Below are 18391 nucleotides of genomic sequence, written 5' to 3'. Positions count from 1 at the left end.
GCGTATTTTTTTCTTTCCCTTAAAAAAAGTCGTTTCTTGTTTACAAAATGAGAAATACGCATCAAAACAACCGGAACAAACGCCGGGGTGATCCCTTAAATCCACAGTCAACTCTGGCTCTCAGCTTTCTTCTGCTTATTTTTGCAGGGACTGTTTTGCTGGCGCTGCCCTGGAGCGCTGAAAAGCAGACCGCAAGTATGATTGATGCCTTGTTTACGGCGACCTCAGCCGTCTGTGTAACGGGTCTTATTGTGGTGGATACCGGTGTGTATTGGTCCGGTTTTGGACAGGGAGTGATTCTCGCTCTGATTCAGACTGGCGGATTGGGGATTATGACATTTTCCACTTTTTTTGCCTATATACTCTCGGGACGGTTGAATATCCGTACTCGAACCCTGCTCGAACAATCGGTAGGGGGAGTGCGTGCTGTGAATATGAACTCTCTGTTGCTGTGGATTGTCGGGGGCACATTAATATTTGAACTCCTCGGTGCTGTTTTGCTTAGTTGGCGGTTTGCACAGATGATGCCGTTGCCGGAAGCGATTTACACGGGAGTGTTTCACGCTGTGTCTGCGTTCTGCAATGCCGGATTTTCTTTGTTTTCGGACAGTTTGATGAGCTACCGATCTGATTTGATTATCAATCTATCCGTGATGCTGTTAATTATTTTGGGTGGACTTGGATTCTGGGTGATGTTCGATCTGAGACGAATTCGTCAAAAGACACATCCGTTAAAAAGGGTTTCCATTCATACCCGCATTACCCTGACCACCACTGCTCTGCTGCTGGTTACAGGATTTGCAGTTATTCTTTTACTGGAATGGAGTCACCATATGGCGTCGTTTTCGGTTGGAGACAAGCTGCTGACGGCTGCGTTTCAGTCGGTGACGCCCCGCACAGCCGGATTTAATACACTGAATATTGCCGGATTGACGCATGCCAGCTTGTTTTTTATCATTGTTTTAATGATCATCGGGGCATCGCCCGGCTCATGCGGCGGTGGAATAAAAACCACCACATTTGCCGTTCTATGGACTCTGCTGCGCACGCATTCTCATGATGAGAGACGTCAGATCACGTTGTTTGATCGGGGTGTTTCAAGGGCCGTCATTAACAAAGTGATGCAGATTCTGCTTTATGCTCTGGCCGCCATTATTGTCGGGTGTCTGTTGCTGTGTATCACTGAGGCGAATACCGGCTATGCGGGTGCGCACAGTAACTTTTTTTTGCAGGTACTATTTGAAACAGCTTCTGCCCTTGGAACCGTGGGCCTGAGTATGGGGCTAACCGCCCATCTGTCTGAAGCGGGTAAACTGGTGATTACCATTCTCATGTTTGCGGGACGTATCGGACCCTTGACTCTGAGTATGGCGGTTTCCCGACGCGAATACACGGGAATCCGCTATGCGGAGGAAGATGTTTGGGTGGGTTAATCACAAAGGAAGAGTATTATGAAATCATTCGCAGTAATCGGATTGTCAAGTTTTGGCTTTTATGTAGCAAAAACCCTGTCCGAAAACGGTCATATGGTCATGGCCATTGACAGGAGTAAAACTCGGATCGAAAGCGTCAAATCTTTTGTTGACCGCGCAATTATTGTTGACGCCACTGACAAAGAAACCCTTTCGAATCTCGGAGTAGCTGATTATGATGGGGTATTTGTCAGCCTGGGTGATCAAATGGATTCCAGTATTTTGGTGACTTTGTATTTAAAAGAACTCGAGGTATCCAATATTATTGCCAAAGCCCTGACCGAAGATCATGAAAAAATTCTAAATATTATCGGGGCCCATCGAATTGTCTTTCCGGAACGCGACGAAGCCGGTCGGATTGCCAAGACGGTAGAAAATCATTATTTACTGGACGTGATCGACTTGGGCGATGATACCAGTATCATCGAGACATCACCTCCGGAAGAATTTGTAGGTAAAACCCTGAATGAACTGGATCTGCGAAACAAATATAATGTGCTGGTGCTTGTGGTTAAAGATCTCATACCGGAAGAAGAAGTGGTGATCCCCACAGCCGGGCATGTGATCAAAGACAGCAGTGTTTTGTTGCTGCTGGGGAAAAATCAGGATCTTGAAAAGATTAAAAAGATGAATTAATGAGAATATTTAAAATTAATATTTTGTTTTTTATACTGTGCGATTTGTATATTATAGTTTGAAATCAGGAGAATAACTATGGCTGTACATCTAATCCGTGTGATACGGGAATTTTCCGAACATTCTCCTCGAAAACAGCGGCAACAATTCGCTTATTCAGATACCCGCCAGCCCGGCATGGGAAGGTGGGTGCCCAATACGGATATATTAGAGACTGATACCCATGTATGTATTTATGTCGAACTTGCCGGTGTAAAACGCGAGGATATCACCGTCAAGGTAACAGATGGAAAATTGACAATTATAGGAACACGGGCGCCCTTGTGCCGTAATATGTACAGCTATCATCAAATGGAAATCAACTGTGGAGAATTTGCAAAGTCAATTTTATTACCCCAGTCCCTTGAACACAATGAAATAACCGCCGAGTTCAGGGATGGTATTCTGAATATTTATATTTCAAAACAGGATGACACGGTAGAAATTCCCATAGATTTCAAAGACGAACCGGAGAAAGGACCTTCGATTATATGACCGATCAAAATACCGAGATAAAAATACCTCCCAAGGAAAATGATCAAAAAATACCTGCTGAATTGCCTATATTACCGCTTCGGGATACTGTAGCGTTTCCCAACATCGTGACGCCTCTGGTGATTGCCCGGGATAAATCGGTTCAGCTGGTGAATGATGTTCTGGCCGGCAACCGCATTGTGGGATTGGTGGCTCAGCGGGACTCGAATGAAGAAGAACCCACAAGAGATGATATTTATACATTTGGAACGGCTGCCAGCATTTTGCGTATGCTGAAATTTCCGGATGGCTCAATCCGTGTACTCATGCAGGGCATGTCCCGTATAAAGCTGCTGGATACTCTGGAATCAGATCCTTATTTAAAGTGTAAAGTTAAAGTTATTTCAGATGCCTATAAAGAAACCACAGAACTGGAAGCGATAAAACGCAATATCACCTCACAATTTCAGAAAATTGTCACGCAAGTGCCGCAATTGCCGGATGAACTGCAGGTGGTTTCGATGAACACTGAACATCCCGGAAAGCTGGCGGATCTGGTGGCTTCAAACCTGAATCTTTCTCTGGAAGAGAAACAAGAGATTATCGAACTTAAGAATGTCGATAAACGTCTTGAACGCCTGATGGTGTACGTCAATCGCGAAGTTGAAGTGATTGAAATGGGCTCCAGGATTCAGAATGAGGTGCAGAGCGAGCTGGGCAAAAACCAGCGCGAATATTTTTTACGCGAACAGCTGCGCGCCATCCAAAAAGAGCTGGGAATGGGCGACGAGCGCAATAATGAAATAGAAGAGTTGAGAACAAAAATCAAAGAAACCGGCATGTCGGAAGATGCTGAAAAGGAAGCCCTGCGCGAACTCGACCGGCTGGCCAAAATGCAGCCCGGCGCTGCCGAGTACACGGTTTCCCGAACGTATATTGACTGGATGATCACGTTGCCCTGGTCGGTGTACACTGAAGATAATCTGGATATAGCGTCAGCTCAACAGGTGCTGGATGAAGATCATTATGATCTGAAAAAAGTTAAAGAGCGTATCGTCGAATATCTTTCCGTGCGAAAACTGAAAAAAGACACAAAAGGCCCGATTCTTTGTTTTGTCGGTCCGCCCGGCGTGGGCAAAACCTCTTTGGGTCAATCCATCGCACGGGCTATGGGACGCAAGTTCGTTCGGATTTCTCTGGGGGGTATTCATGATGAGGCTGAAATACGCGGTCACCGCCGTACCTATATCGGCGCGCTGCCGGGACGGATACTACGTAGTTTAAAAACAGCCGGCAGCAACAATCCCATTTTCATGCTGGACGAGATAGACAAAGTGGGTCAGGATTTCCGCGGTGATCCGTCGTCGGCGCTGCTTGAGGTGCTGGATCCGGAACAAAATGCTATGTTTTCCGATCATTATCTGGACGTCTCCTATGACCTGTCTCAGGTGATGTTTATCACCACCGCCAATGTGCTGGATACCATACCGTCTCCGCTTCGGGACCGGATGGAGATTATCCGTATTCCCGGCTATGTGGAGGAAGACAAGTTGCAAATTGCTATAAAATATTTGGTTCCACGACAAATTAATGAAAATGGATTAAAGAAAAAGCATATTTCCTTTAACCGCAGTGCGTTACGCCGGATTATTCATGGATATACGCGTGAAGCCGGAGTCCGAAATCTGGAGCGTGAGATCGGAACGGTCTGCCGGAAAGTCGCCCACAAGGTCGCCGAGGGTAATGAAGAAAAGCAGAAAATTACCCCGGAGAAACTGACAGATTTTCTGGGACCGCAGCGGCTCTATTTTGAAGTCAAGGAACGAACCTCGCAATCCGGTGTGGCTACGGGACTTGCATGGACCGCCACCGGCGGAGACGTCCTGTTCATTGAGGCCACCCGTATGCCGGGTACCAAAGGACTTATTCTGACCGGACAACTCGGCGATGTGATGAAGGAATCGGCTCACGCGGCTCTGTCGTTTATTCGTTCAAAGAGCAAAGACTATAATATTCCGAATTCCAGTTTCAGCAAACATGATATCCACGTGCATGTGCCCGCCGGAGCCATACCCAAAGACGGGCCTTCCGCCGGTGTAACGCTTGCTACTGCAATTTTATCTCTTTTGACCCATAAAAAAGTGCGCCACGACGTGGCTATGACCGGTGAGATTACACTTCGCGGTAAAGTGCTGCCGGTCGGCGGAATCAAGGAAAAGATACTGGCCGCCAAGCGCGCCGGAATTAAAAAAGTAATCCTGCCCAAGAAAAATGAGGATGATCTGCAGGAGATTGATGAACAGCACAAGAAAAATATGACCTTTTATCCAGTGGATTTACTCGATGAAGTGTTTGATATAGCCATGCATGGAAAACGAACCCGGTCGAAACAAAACAAATCAGAAAAATAACAAGGATGGTTTATGTCGGATACGCGTGAACAATTAGAGACAAAACTCGCAGAAATGGGTCAACAACACTTGCTGGCATTTTGGGATGAGTGCAGCGACTCTGAAAAAAAAGCGCTGTCTGAACAAATAAAAAAATTGAATTCAAAACGTCTCCGGCAGTTTAAAAAATTGATCAACGAGCAGGCCGACTCGGCAACTTTGACCGGGGAGATGACTCCTTTACCTGTGGTGCGGCTGCCGGAAACACCGGAACAGAAAAAACAGCAGGATCAGTACAAAAAAACCGGTGAAACAGCGCTGAAAAACGGCAGGGTTGCGGCTGTTCTTGTGGCCGGCGGACAGGGCTCTCGTTTGGGTTTTCATCATCCCAAGGGCATGTTTCCGGTTGGACCAGTCACCCGCCGGACGTTATTTCAATATCATACTGAAAAGACAAGAGCACTGGAGCAAAAGTATAACACCACGATCCCGTTCTATATCATGACCAGCCACGCGAATGATCAGGAAACGCGTTCCTTTTACAATGAAAACAACTGTTTCGGCAAATCCGAGGATACCATACATTTTTTCAAGCAGAATATGCTGCCGGCCATGGATGCGGAGGGTAAACTTTTGTTAAAAAATAAACATGAACTGTTTACCTCACCGGACGGGCATGGCGGAACCATCAATGCGCTTTATCAAAACGGCTTGTTTGATGATATGGCTCAGAATGGGATTGAATATTTGTTTTATTTTCAAGTAGATAATGCGCTTGTACAGATTTGCGATCCGGTTTATATCGGCGCTCATATTCAAAATCAGGCGGACATGTCCGCGAAAACCATTTACAAACGCTCCTGGGATGAAAAACTGGGTATTCCGGTAAAACGAAACGGCAAAAATGTGGTGGTGGAATATTCTGAACTGTCCGAAGCGGATAAAAAGGCGACAACAAAAGACGGGACCTGGGTTTACGGACAGGGCAGCATTGCCATTCATGTGTTTGATGTCAAGTTTCTCAAAACCCTGGTGCAGACGGATAAAGAATTGCCGTTTCATCTGGCCCATAAGAAAATCGAGTATATCCAACCGGATGGCACGCGCGTCAAACCCGATAAGCCCAATGCTTATAAATTTGAACAGTTTATTTTTGACGCCATGCCGGAAGCGGATCAGGTGATGATTATGGAGACAGACCGAAGTCGGGAATTCAGTCCCATTAAGAACAAAAAAGGTCAAGATTCACCGGAAACCGCCCGACAGGATATATCCGAGTATTATGCCGAATGGCTCGAACAAGCCGGTGTCTCCGGGCTACGGGATGAAAACGGTGATCTGCTATGCCGGGTGGAGATCAGCCCGCTGTTTGCATTGACCGCTGATGAATTGAAAGAAAAATTACCTGTAAACTACAAACCTATGGGTGATATCGTATTGGATTAACGGCAGGAGCCTATGAAATCTCGATCCGGATCGCACCAATCCGGCCGAAAGCCTTCATTTTTCGGCCGATTCTGTATCTTTTTGCTTGTGCTTGTTCTTTTTGCAGTTGCGCTGGTGGGCCTGGCGGTTTTCTCCCTCAACTGGTATCTTACCCCCGGCCGGGTTGAAAATATTTCATCGCGTCTTTTAAAAGAACATCTGGGACAAAATCTGGAGATGCAGGGGGTGCATTTCAGTATTTTCAACGGATTTGAGTTCAGGAACATCCGCCTTTATCCGGATTCGTCAACGGATTCTGATTTCCCACTCACCGTAAAACACGCAGCCCGTATTCAGTTCAAATACAGCCTGGTTCCCCTGCTGCGAAAACAGCTGGTATTTCATAAACTCGTGATTGATTCCGCCGATTTTACGCTGAATATTCCGATGCCGCCTCCGCAAGATTCTGACTCGGCAGATGTTGTTCGTGACGAGAAAAAACTCGATTCGGTTGAAAGCGACATTCCCATTACAGTCGATATTCGCGAAATTTCACTCAACCATGCAGAAATCAGGTTCAGCGCCCATAATGACACCAGCCAACAGACGCTCCATATCGGCAACATCAGCCTGAATATCAAAGAGTTCTATCTGCCCCGGGGTAATGTTTTGGCGCCGGAGGCAAAAGTTCGCGGGGATTTTAAACTCAGCGCTGAAAATTCGCCCGTGAGGATTGAACAAACGACTCCGTCCGGTAGTTTGTCTCTGAACACCAACCTGAATTTTGTATCAAACCTAACTTTCCGATCTCTGAGCGATATTTTGCTGCAAATGAACACAGAGATATCCGAACTCTCGTTCGAACAGGTGATCCAAGACTCTGTATTTCGCTATAAATTACCGTTTCCGGTGTCTTTGCAAACGGTTGCAGTACTGGATGGGCACCGGGAATCAATCATCTTCAATCCGATTGCCCTGCAGATCGGACAATATGAATGGTTGCAGATCCAGGGCAAAGCAGACAGTCTGTCCACCCGGCCTTTTATTGATTTCAAGGTGATTGAAAGCCGAATCCCGTTAAAAGATGTGCTGACTCTGGCCCGGCCTTTTATCCCGGATACCCTGCTTTGGGATTATTATTTGCACAACCCCAATTCGTATCTGTCTCTGAAAGGAACCGGAATCAATGGTTACGCCCCCCATGACACATCTTCTCTGCCGTGGACACTGCATTCGGAACTAAAACTGGATCGGTTCGGAATAACCGTTAATTCCGGAGAAGCCTTGCTGCAAAACTTTAACTTGAGCGCTCAATTCACGTCAAAGTTGTCGGGTCTACAACACCAAAGCACCGAACCGCATATAATTCTGCATTACGACTCTCTCTTTGTAAAACAACCACAAAGTATTCCTGTCACATCGGGACCGGGGCGCCTGGATATTAAAACCCAGCTGACGCGTTTATTTTATCCTTCACGCGCGCGGTTCACACTGGACTTTCCCAATATTATGAATGCGGCATTGTTCAGCCGCTTTAATCTGTACTCGCGTAATGGCGGTGTTCAGGGGCTGACCGGGTCCGGTACGTTCGAACTTGCGCATCTTGATCTTGAACAAATCCCTGATTTTCCCCTTGCCGGGCATTTTGACACAAAAATAGATTTCACCGCCAATACTCTGGATTCCATGACTGCGCACATTTTGTGTTCGACGGATGAACTCACATTCTATCAGGATGATTTGAGTTACTCAATTCCTCCGCTTCGACTTGACAATCACCTGCGCGTCCAAAGCGATACATTGTTTCAGAATATTACCATCGATTCTTTTCATGTTGCCTTGAATGATATACTTTCCGCCCAGGCCAGGGCCAGCATCAACGTTACCCGCGGTATCCTGTTCAGTTTCGAAATGCCGGAACTGGCTCTGGATCATCATCCTTTGCTGGAGATTTTGCCGCTGCCGGCCAGCGTTAAAAATGATATTGCTCTGAGCGGTGTGACCCGCTTGCAGGCCGAGGCGCAGGGACATCTCGGGATCGAAGGAATGAATTATGCAGCATCGGTGCAGCTGAATATGGACAGCACCACAAAAATCATCACTCCGGATGCCGAATTGTCCGGCGTTTCAGTGCATTTGACCGCAGAACTGGATGAAAAAGTGGGTGTTGCCGTTAACGGCACCCTGACCTGCAAAGAAGCGCTGCTGGAATCCATGCGGTCACAGCCATTCTACAATACAAATCTGGATTACCGTTTCAATACCACTGATTTTATACATTATCATATTGATACAACCGTTTTAACAGTCCCGGATTTGTATTTAAAGGCGATGCTGTTATCCGATGTGTATACACTGCCCTCTACAGCCGGCACGGCCCGGGCGCAGGTGAATCTGTCGCCTCCCCGAATGATTGATGTGACGGATGATGTTTCGTTGATCGGCAGCCTGAACGCGGATGTTCAGGTCGATGCGGACACCTCACAAATAGGTTTGACAGCGGCTGTGAACGGTCACAATATCAATTTGTATTTCGCCCCCGGCGGAATTGTTGAAAATATCCAGGTGGATTTATTCGTAGATCAGGGATTTGATCTGAACACCGGATTGTTCACCGGACGGGATTATTCCCTGGTCCAGACCCCCTTCCACTCAGCGCCCGATTATGCGCTGCATCAGGATTATTTCAGCCGTCAGGAAAAAAGTATAATCACCATAGATTCGCTCAAAATTGGCGCTTACCGATTGACCGAGGCGGTTATCGAAGGATATTTGGGACGCGGACATGTGGAAATCCCGAATTTTTATGTCAACTTGTACGATGGAAACATCGGCGGTCGTTTTTCTATGGACGCGGCGGGCAAGGCGCCGGATCAGGTGACGTTTAGGCTCTCTTCGCACATAGCAGGCATCAATTCCGCTTTAATGATGCCGGATACTCCCGGAAAAAAGAAAGAAAGCGTTGTCAATGCCAATACCGAGATTGATGGAAAAAGCATAGATCCTCAAGCCGGAATTGATCTGAATGGGTATTTTTATATTACCACGATCGGCTCTAAATTCGCAGATAATCTGCTGAGATCTATGGATCCCAAAGGCAAAGATTCAGGAATCCGTTCGGCTCGTATGCTGCTGAACCGGGGACTGAAACCGAGACTGTTTTCCTTTGAGATCCAAAACGGTTATTTTTATCCGTCTATTTCATTCAAACAACCCTGGTACATGCCCGTGCGGTTGAGCGGCAGCCGGATTGAATTTACACGCATACCGATTAATTATTTATTTCAATAAACGTGGTTTTCTGGAGGCGTCTATGCGGTGGATTTTAATAATGTTCAGTTTGTCTTTCATGGGGTGCAGCATCAAGGCGCCGGAAATCACTCTGACAGGCGAAAAAACGGTCATTGAAAGCCAAATTCTGGGCACCCATGAACAGATTCAGCATCAAACCTGGTTGACTGCTTCGGCGCGCAGCGGAGAGGTTGCTTTTATTCAAGCGCGGGACGGTCAGCAGACCGCGGTTCAGGACGCGCTGGAAAATCGCAGGTTCTATAGCGATGATATCAATGAATTAAAACGCGACCAGACGGTGGGAGAAAACAATAAAGGCTTTTTGGACATTCTGGGCGGACAAAAATACGAAAATGATATGGATTATCATCTATGGACCCATGAGCGCGTTGATCTGGAAAATAAAAGCCGGAGTATGATTTATCAACGGTTGATCGCAGCCAATATTTCCGTGTCTAAAACCGACAGTATCAAAGTGGCAAGAATACTCGCGCAGATGCGCCAGGAAGAGTCGCCTCCTGAAACTCTGATCCAGACGAAGGATGGACGCTGGCTTGAAAAACCCAAAAAGTGATGGAGACTCATGGCTAAATTTTTAATCATACTCTGCAGTGTTTGGTTGTTTAGCGCCGGTTATTTGCCTGCGGCTGTTCCATTCCGGCAGGTCACCACACATCCGAACCAGGATTTGACTCCGAGGCTGTCGCCGAACGGCAAATGGCTTGCCTATACATCAAAAAAATCTGGAAATAATGACATCTGGATACGTAATATGCGCACCGCGATGTCCTATCAAGTCACGTTTCACAAGGCGGATGATTATCAGCCGGCCTGGGACCCCAAAAGCGAATATATTGTTTTTGTCTCTCAACGCAGTGACGCCAAAGGTGATTTGTACCGGCTGGTGCTGAACGAAAAGGACGATTACATTTATGCGGGCAAACCTCCCGAGCAATTAACCGAGTACAAGGGTCTGGATGCCTATCCCAGTATTTCGGCGCGACGACAGATTGTCTGGGTCTCCGACCGTTCAGGTCTGGACAATATCTGGCTGCAAAACAGAGGCCCGCACAAACTGATCCGCCAGATCACGTTTAATGGCGCTACACATCCCTGCTGGAGTCCCAGACATGAATATCTGGTGTTTACATCCTTCCGGTCGTCGGACGACAATCACGGCGATATCTGGTTTATGAATGTGGAAGAAGCGCGCCGTACTATCGAACGGATCAATTTTGCGTTTACCTTCGAGCCGCCGGTTTATAAAGTCACCCGCGGTGCTGCAATGGACGGATTTCCAATGTTTTCCCCCGATGAACAAAAGATTGTATTTGTCAGGCGGCAGCAGGATACCAATGGGGATCAGCAAATCACTTTGGCCGATCAGGCCATATTGTCCGTTCAGGACATCCGCCCCAGTGTAGCACGTTCCTTGGGGAGCGATACCCTGAACACGAACAGGACTCCGCGCCCGGTTACGTTTCCTCAATTCAACGCCGTGCAACCGGAATGGGGCAGAGACCAACGTTTTTATTTTGCATCTCGGGTCAAAGGGAATTTTGACGTCTGGACGCGCCCGGACAGCAATGCCATGCCCGAATTTGAAACTGCCCGTGATCAATTTAATCATGCAATCAATTCCTTTCAGCTTCCGCATCAATGGTCTTCATCGTCTCTGGATATTTTGTTTTATGAACAGGATTCCCTGAGTTTTGCGCAGCAACAGGTGATCTGGAGTCGGACCGAAGCCGTTGGAACCCTGATAGACCGGTTTCCAGACTCGACACAGCTCTGCGCTAATGCCTGGTATGAACAGAGCATCGGATACTGGCTGCTGGGGATGCACAGTCAAGCCGGTGAGGTTCTGGACTCGCTGAGATCAAAGTATCGGAATCAGGTAGACATCCAGACATTGGGACAAATCCTCAGAGTTGCCCTGGATCTAGAGCAGCGTCACGGTGACCTGGATCGGAGTTGGACGGCCTTTTATGACAGCCTGAGCAGCATGCAAAACGATATTCCCCGGTCAATGCAGGCTCATGTTGCGCTTTTAAAAGCGAATCTGTTGTTCCGTGCCGGAAATTTTAATGCCGCCCATTCGGCTTTTTCATCGATGATGACGGAGTTTGACGATAATACGGATGTTCGGGCTCAAAGCCGCTATATGATTGCCAGGGTGGCAAACCGACAGGGGAAAACCGACCGGGCCCTGAACGGATTTTCCGAATTGCTGACGGATTCCCTTTATCATGCGGAATGGAGCCCGCGGGCGCAGCAGCAATTTTTCTCGATTGTCACCCGGGAATTAACCCGGACTGAAAAAATTGCACAATATATACATACGGCGCGGGAAAATCGGCATGCTCCGAGATTGTCTGCTGCCTCACGGTTACGGGCTGCGGACTTGCTGCAGTCTCAGGGTGAGATGGATTCGGCCCGTACACTCTATACAACCATTGTCGATGACAAAAACGTTTCCAGCGACCAACAGCTGACTGCCCGCTTGCAGCGTGCTGAACTTTACCTGAAAACCGGAGAGTTTCAAGCTTTTCATGAGGAATTGTATTCACTCATGAATTCGCTGGAACCGGAACATCCCCGGTGGGCGGATCAGGCTAAACAGTTGCTGCTTAAAGGACTTTTGCAAACCGGCGCCGAGTTACAGAGACGCGGTAACATTAAATTGGCTGCGGTGGTGTTCAAGCGCGCCTGGAGTATCGATAACAATTATTTGCCGGCACACCGCGGATATATTCAATGCTTGGAGGCTGCCCGGCAAATTGATGAAATCGTTAAAGAATACAAGGTTCTGAGTGCACAATTACCTGATAATAATATTATTCTCTACAGCGCCGGCCTCGCTCTCTCTTATCAAGCCACAGCCGCTGCTGAACGCGAAAACAGCGTCTTCAAAATGAGACCCAAAGTTCTCAAAGAATCCAATACGTTCCTGCACAGTGCACTGGCGCTGGATTACACACTGATTGACGCGTATTTGACGTTGAGCTATAATTATGAGGCTCTTGAAACCTATTATCAGGCCTTGAAGGATAGAAAAAAACCGTTTTTAAAACGCGCTCTGAACACGATTGTCGATCCATTGCTCTGGCTGTACGATACGGTTACCTTTTGGACCCGGGATCAAAAAGTGCGTTATTATGAGCAGGCCATTCGTGAACTCAGCCGGGCGCTGGCGTTAAACGACGAGTCTCAGTTTCCTCAACTGGAAGCCCGACTGGCATTGAATATGGCCAATAATTATTATAATCTGGGCGAATTCGGGTTTGAAAATGCTTATCGGTATTATCATCTGAAATTAAAGTATGACAATACATTCAAGGACAAAAACCAGCAAGCCTTGATTTATGAACGAATGGGACATTGTGCCTTTGTACTTGAAGATTTGACAAACGGTGTTCCTTATCTGACCCGGGCCGTACGTCTGTATCAGGAACTGGATCAGGACAAACGAGCCCTGTCGAGTCTCAAACGTTTGGCGCTGCTGTATGAGCTGGACGGTAATCATGAAAATGCTGTAGAGTATTATAAACAGGCCATGCAGATTGAACAGCGGCTGAATTTATACAACGGGTTGATGCGCAGTTATCGAAGCATTGCTCACAATAACAACAAATTGCAAAACTACGACCAGGCCGCCGGGTATGCGGAAAAAGCCCTGTCATTGCTGAAAAGCGATTTGATCACAAAGAGCGAAGACAAGCCGCTTTATATCGAACTCGGATTGTTCGGTTTGTACGTTCCGGTCCCTTATGATCTGCGCCGCCTCGGACTGCAGTCCACACTCAGTTTTTCTTCGATGGATGAAACCGCATTTATTTACAGTATTCTGGGTCAAACTCACCTGGCACGGGATGATTTTGACCGGGCATTGGAGTATTATCAGGATAAGCAGCAATTGTATCTCAAGGAACATGATTATGAGGCGGTGGCGATTGTTTACAACAATATGGGGTATATTAATTACCTGCGGGGAGATTATCAGAACGCCTGGGATCATTTCAGAGAAGCCTATTGGAAATGCAGGAAAACCAACTATATTGCCGGTGAGGCTCTGAATCTCCGCAATGCCGGACAAATTTTTCTGGCGCGGGTTCGCAGCCGGGATCTCCCGGAGCGTCCGGCCTTTAAAGAGGCCAGACGCTGGCTTTTAAAACGAACCGCTGTGATCATTGAACAGCTGAGCACAAAAGAGCGCAGTTATTACCGCGATTTGATTGATTTTCACGCCTACCGCGCGGATGCTGTTATGGTGGATCCGCTGCATTATAACAGTCCGAATCCGGTAGACAAGATGCGCGCCACTCTGTTTGCTCTGGAACATTCACAGGAAGCGTTAAATCATCTTGAAGAAGCTCTGCGCATCAGCAAATCCTATCAACAAGATGAACAAACTGCAGCGCTTCAATACAAAATTGGTAAATTGCAAAAAAAATGGGGGGACATGGACAAAGCCTTTTCTTTGCAGCGAAATGCTTTGAACCTGGCCAGAGAACAACAACGTCCCGATTTGGTCTGGAAAACCTATACTCAGCTTGGGCTGATTGCCGAGCGTTTACCGGACAGTGTGCGACAAAATCTGAATGCCCGGGATGCTCTTTACTATTATCAACAGGCTCTAAATGCGCTGGAGACTGAATTTCTGGACCTTCCGGGAATGGATATTAAAACCGTATTAAACCTGTATGAGAATCCCTACAAGCTGACAATTCAGGAGTCTGTTGAACGAGGCGATACCTTGAATGCCCTGGCCTGTGCGCAGCGTATGCGGGCCGCTACGTTCATGCGCATATCGGAACGGTCAAATCCCCGCTTTGCAAATCCGTCTCATAACCTGATGTTCCAGCAGGCTGCGAGTTTGCGCGACAGGCTTCGCACCCGTCAGCATAACGGACAAATCACGACGGGAAAACAACCGGCGCTGAATGCAGACAAGGAACCCATACAGACGGTTCAGGCCCGATATGACTCGATTCTGACTGAAATTTCAAACTCTGCACCCGCTCTCCTGCCGTACCTGAAACCGGTAACCATTCCTGCCGCCCGTATACAAACACATCTGTTACAGGGGCAAATGGTTTATTATCAAACCCATATAGATGGAAAAAGCCTGGTCTGGCTGATCACCCGTGATACCATTCAACTTGTTCAAATTCCGGTCGATTATCAGATCAATGATCTGCAGGCAGACTCTGAACGCTTGCAGCGCCTGGATCAAATTGAAATTGTAAAACAGCTTTTGCAGCCTGTTTCCGAGTATCCGGATGTGGATCAACTGATTGTGATTCCCGATCGTTCTTTTTTGCTGTATCCCTGGTTCGATGAACAGGTTCGACCGAATACCCGGTTCCCCCGGATTATCCGGCTGAACAGCAGCTTGTACAGCTATTATCAATTTGATATGCAGGAGCATATTTCCGGCGACCGCATTGCCGGTTCGTTTTCCGCTGCCCTTGGAGATACTCTTTCCGCTCTGAATTATCAGATCATCCCCCGGGATTCTCTGTCCGGATGGGGAGGAGCGCATATCATTCATCTCGCCGGGCGTTTGCAGGTCAATGCAATGGCGCCTTTAAAATCTGTGTTGGAACTTTCCGGATTGAAAAAGCTGGCGGTTCAGGATTTTCTCCGGTACCGGCAGAATGCGTATTGTCTGGTACTGGACCTGTCAGAACCGCCGGATCAAGCCGAAGAGGCGATGATTGCCCTGGAACAAACTCTGTTATACAGCGGAATCGGCACGTTAGTTTTAACCGTGTCCAACCAAGATGATTCCTATTATGACGAGTTTTACAGGAACCTCAGGGAAACGACGGTGCACCAGGCTTTCCACGGAGAAGAGTCGCATTATCTCACCTCCCGCTATCTTTACGGTTTTCAAGGGATGACCCCTGAAGAAGAGCTCAAGTCCCGCCAGGATAATGTGGAGCAGCTGGTGCAGCGAGGCGACCAGGCGTTTGATGACCATCAATTTCAACAGGCGTTATCTATCTATCATCGTGCTTTGACTGTTTACAGATATTTTGAATGGACCGAACAGGTCGTACCGTTGTTAAATCGGATGCTGGAATGTGCCGTGAACGGAGCGATGTGGGATGAAGCCGTTTCACTGCAACAACAACTCATCGAGCAGGCCCGGCAGCACCATAATGTGGAGAATATGGCAGCCGGATATTTCAACCTCGCTTATTATTACAATCAGCAGCAGGAAAGCCGTAAGGCCATTGACGCCCGCCAGGAATACAATCATCTGGTCAAAGAATACGGATTATCCACGGATGAAGGACGTATGCTTGAAGAAACGGCGGCGATCTATCAGCGCGGCGGTGAGTATGAACAGGCCATTCGGGCGTATCAGGAGGCGGCGCAAATCTATGCCGGTCAAAACCGGATTGCTGATCAATCTGAATGCATCCGGCATATTGCGGATATCTGGAGCCAACAGAATCGACCGGTTCAGGCGCGTCGTGTTCATATCCAGGCTCTGGAATTGCTCAAATCTGCAGACTTGCCGGAACGATCTGCGCAGCATCTTTTACGGATTTCCGAACTCTATGCTCAAATGGATTTGTTCAACAATGCGTACGAGTACGCTCAGCAAGCGCGAAACCTCATTGATCCTGACCTGTATCCCGGGACTGCGGCGGATATTGTACTGCAGGTTTCAAGATTACATATGATCAATAACAATCCTTATGCGGCAAAACAAGCCGCGGAAACTGCGCTTCAGTATTATCGGGCGAACGGCGGGCAGAGTGATCTTTATCAGTTTTTGCTTCAAATCAGCCGGGTTCAGGCCGCGTTTCATGACATGCAATCTGCTGTGAGTACCGCTTATAAAGCTCTGGAATCTACGGGCCCGCAGTCCCAGAAGCGCTCTCAGGTTCTCGAAACCCTGGCCTGGCTGGATCGGAAATGGCAAAACCACCGTTCCGCTGTTTTTCAGTTACAGTCCGCGGCCGATCTCGATTCCGTCAACTCGCAGCCTCTAAATCGTGCGCGTCATTTGCTGCAAATGGCTTATTTGTACCGGGAACAGGGTTTGAAACTGAAAGCGATGGAGACGAATCTGATTGTTCAACAGATCAACGATTCTCTTCAGAATGTAGAAATAGATATCAAGCGACATCTTTTGTCAAGTTTGCTTTATGAAAAACAGGAAGGGCTGAATGCGGCGCGTTCAGCCCTGGATAGCGCCCGCTATTATGCCTACCCGCTTCTGCAGGCCGCTGCCATGACCCAGGTTGCCCGTCACAACATGGGAGTCAATGACAGCCTGGGATGGACGATGCACACAGAGGCGTTGAATCTTCTGAAAACACGACTCGCTTCTGTATACGGCAGCCAATTAAAGCTGATGGATTCGCCTGATTATTGGTTGATTTATCAACAACTTTTCAACATTTTTGTAAACAACGATCGTCCCCGTCAGGCGCTGCTGCTTGCGGATCGTATTGAACAACTGCACCGGATTCGCCAATTTTCCAGATATTCCGCCGATTTTCCCGGTTCTCTAAGGTCTTTCCTCAGCGCCCGGGATTCACTGAATCAGATTGTGTGCGAACACGAGTGGGAATATCGTTATGCTTTGACGCGTTCGGATACGGTCAACCGCAACCCGGTTGATAAAAGTTATGCCGATCTGGATCAACTTTATCAAAATCCGGATGTCTCTGAACCCCTGAGACAACTGGTCATCCCGGGCCAGGACACGCTGTCCGGCAGCCGCCCTTCAAATACGGTCACTCTAATCTTTAAAGCTGTAGATAATTACCTTTATTCGTGGGGTATTGAACCGGATAATGTGCGCTTTGACCGCAAGGAATTGATACAGCCGGAGTTTGAACAAACTTTGGAGCAGTTTCTCGTGAAACTGCAAACCGCACAGGATTTGGGCCAGGAACCGAATTATCTGTACGACACTGTGATCAAACCCTGGGAAAAATCGCTGAATTCCTTCGATCAGGTGGTGATTATCGCATACGGCAAGCTAAAATTGCTGCCGTTCGCCGCTCTGAGGTCCGGAGAAGAATGGCTGGGCCTGACGCATCATTGGTCACGAGCCAATCAATTGTCTGAAATGACCGCGCTTCCCGATCCTGCGTCCGCTGATCTGCGCATCAAAACGGTTGTAGAACCTCTGAGGATAGAATATTCACAATCGCCCTATTCCCGCATGTTGGCCAGAGATCTATCCTATGATTATACTGTGAATTTACTGCAGGGAAAAGGTGCTACCGTATCAAATGTTTCCCGACCGGATTCCGGTTTGTTTTCGCTGCTGTTTAACTGTCCGGCACGCAGTGATTCTGTTGATCCCCTGCGGTCTTTTGTTGCTCTGTCCCCGGACAGCACCTTGGGGGACAAACTGGAGCTCGGGTTTTTGATTCAGCATGCTTTGCCCGGATATCAGATTGTGCTCAGTGAACATCAAATGAACCGGACGGGGATGTGGCGCGCGGGAGCTGATATTTTGCTTCCGTACACGTTGCGACTTTATCAACATCCTCTGATTTTGTTCAGTACCTTTTACGCGGATTCCGGCCGCGGCAGCAGTACTGACCAAACGATATTTCCGGTATCAGGTCGACGGGCATCCTCCGGCCAAAGCTTTGCAGTTGGCCAGGCAGACGGTTTTTCGTGATA

Annotated in this window: 8 protein-coding genes; all 8 read left to right on the top strand. The window is 47.8% G+C overall.

Annotated features, from left to right (window positions below; all coding sequences use genetic code 11):
• Positions 1–47 precede the first annotated feature (47 nt).
• The 8 genes from U5R06_22325 to U5R06_22290 all read left to right on the top strand — a co-directional run bounded on the left by U5R06_22325 (position 48) and on the right by U5R06_22290 (position 18389).
• Positions 48–1433: a TrkH family potassium uptake protein gene (locus tag U5R06_22325; GenBank protein ID MDZ7725482.1), complete on the top strand. Its 1386-nt coding sequence runs from the start codon at positions 48–50 to the stop codon at positions 1431–1433.
• An 18-nt stretch (positions 1434–1451) separates the two neighbouring features.
• A complete protein-coding gene (locus U5R06_22320; protein ID MDZ7725481.1) occupies positions 1452–2108 on the top strand; it encodes a TrkA family potassium uptake protein in 657 nt (218 codons plus the stop codon).
• A 78-nt stretch (positions 2109–2186) separates the two neighbouring features.
• A complete protein-coding gene (locus U5R06_22315) occupies positions 2187–2642 on the top strand; it encodes an Hsp20/alpha crystallin family protein (protein MDZ7725480.1) in 456 nt (151 codons plus the stop codon).
• Positions 2639–5032: an endopeptidase La gene (gene lon / locus U5R06_22310; protein ID MDZ7725479.1), complete on the top strand. Its 2394-nt coding sequence runs from the start codon at positions 2639–2641 to the stop codon at positions 5030–5032. Before U5R06_22315 ends, lon begins: the two co-directional genes overlap by 4 nt.
• A 12-nt stretch (positions 5033–5044) precedes the next feature.
• Positions 5045–6457, top strand: coding sequence for a UDPGP type 1 family protein (locus U5R06_22305; GenBank protein ID MDZ7725478.1), 1413 nt, complete (start codon positions 5045–5047; stop codon positions 6455–6457).
• A 12-nt stretch (positions 6458–6469) separates the two neighbouring features.
• The gene (locus tag U5R06_22300; GenBank protein MDZ7725477.1) at positions 6470–9727 is read left to right on the top strand and encodes a hypothetical protein; all 3258 of its coding nucleotides are present in this window, start codon (positions 6470–6472) and stop codon (positions 9725–9727) included.
• A 22-nt stretch (positions 9728–9749) separates the two neighbouring features.
• Positions 9750–10301: a DUF1318 domain-containing protein gene (locus U5R06_22295; protein ID MDZ7725476.1), complete on the top strand. Its 552-nt coding sequence runs from the start codon at positions 9750–9752 to the stop codon at positions 10299–10301.
• 9 nt (positions 10302–10310) lie between these two features.
• Positions 10311–18389, top strand: a complete 8079-nt coding sequence (locus U5R06_22290; GenBank protein ID MDZ7725475.1) for a tetratricopeptide repeat protein — start codon at positions 10311–10313, stop codon at positions 18387–18389.
• Positions 18390–18391: the final 2 nt, after the last annotated feature.

Source organism: candidate division KSB1 bacterium, from assembly GCA_034521575.1.
Lineage (GTDB): Bacteria > Zhuqueibacterota > Zhuqueibacteria > Residuimicrobiales > Krinioviventaceae > JAXHMJ01.
This window is presented reverse-complemented; position numbering and strand designations above follow the sequence as displayed.

Excerpts from the sequence above, each read along its gene's own strand:
- U5R06_22300 (MDZ7725477.1), top strand. The coding sequence starts at position 6,470 with ATGAAATCTCGATCCGGATCGCACCAATCCGGCCGAAAGCCTTCATTT.
- U5R06_22325 (MDZ7725482.1), top strand. The coding sequence starts at position 48 with ATGAGAAATACGCATCAAAACAACCGGAACAAACGCCGGGGTGATCCC.
- U5R06_22320 (MDZ7725481.1), top strand. The coding sequence starts at position 1,452 with ATGAAATCATTCGCAGTAATCGGATTGTCAAGTTTTGGCTTTTATGTA.
- U5R06_22295 (MDZ7725476.1), top strand. The coding sequence starts at position 9,750 with ATGCGGTGGATTTTAATAATGTTCAGTTTGTCTTTCATGGGGTGCAGC.
- U5R06_22305 (MDZ7725478.1), top strand. The coding sequence starts at position 5,045 with ATGTCGGATACGCGTGAACAATTAGAGACAAAACTCGCAGAAATGGGT.
- lon (MDZ7725479.1), top strand. The coding sequence starts at position 2,639 with ATGACCGATCAAAATACCGAGATAAAAATACCTCCCAAGGAAAATGAT.
- U5R06_22315 (MDZ7725480.1), top strand. The coding sequence starts at position 2,187 with ATGGCTGTACATCTAATCCGTGTGATACGGGAATTTTCCGAACATTCT.
- U5R06_22290 (MDZ7725475.1), top strand. The coding sequence starts at position 10,311 with ATGGCTAAATTTTTAATCATACTCTGCAGTGTTTGGTTGTTTAGCGCC.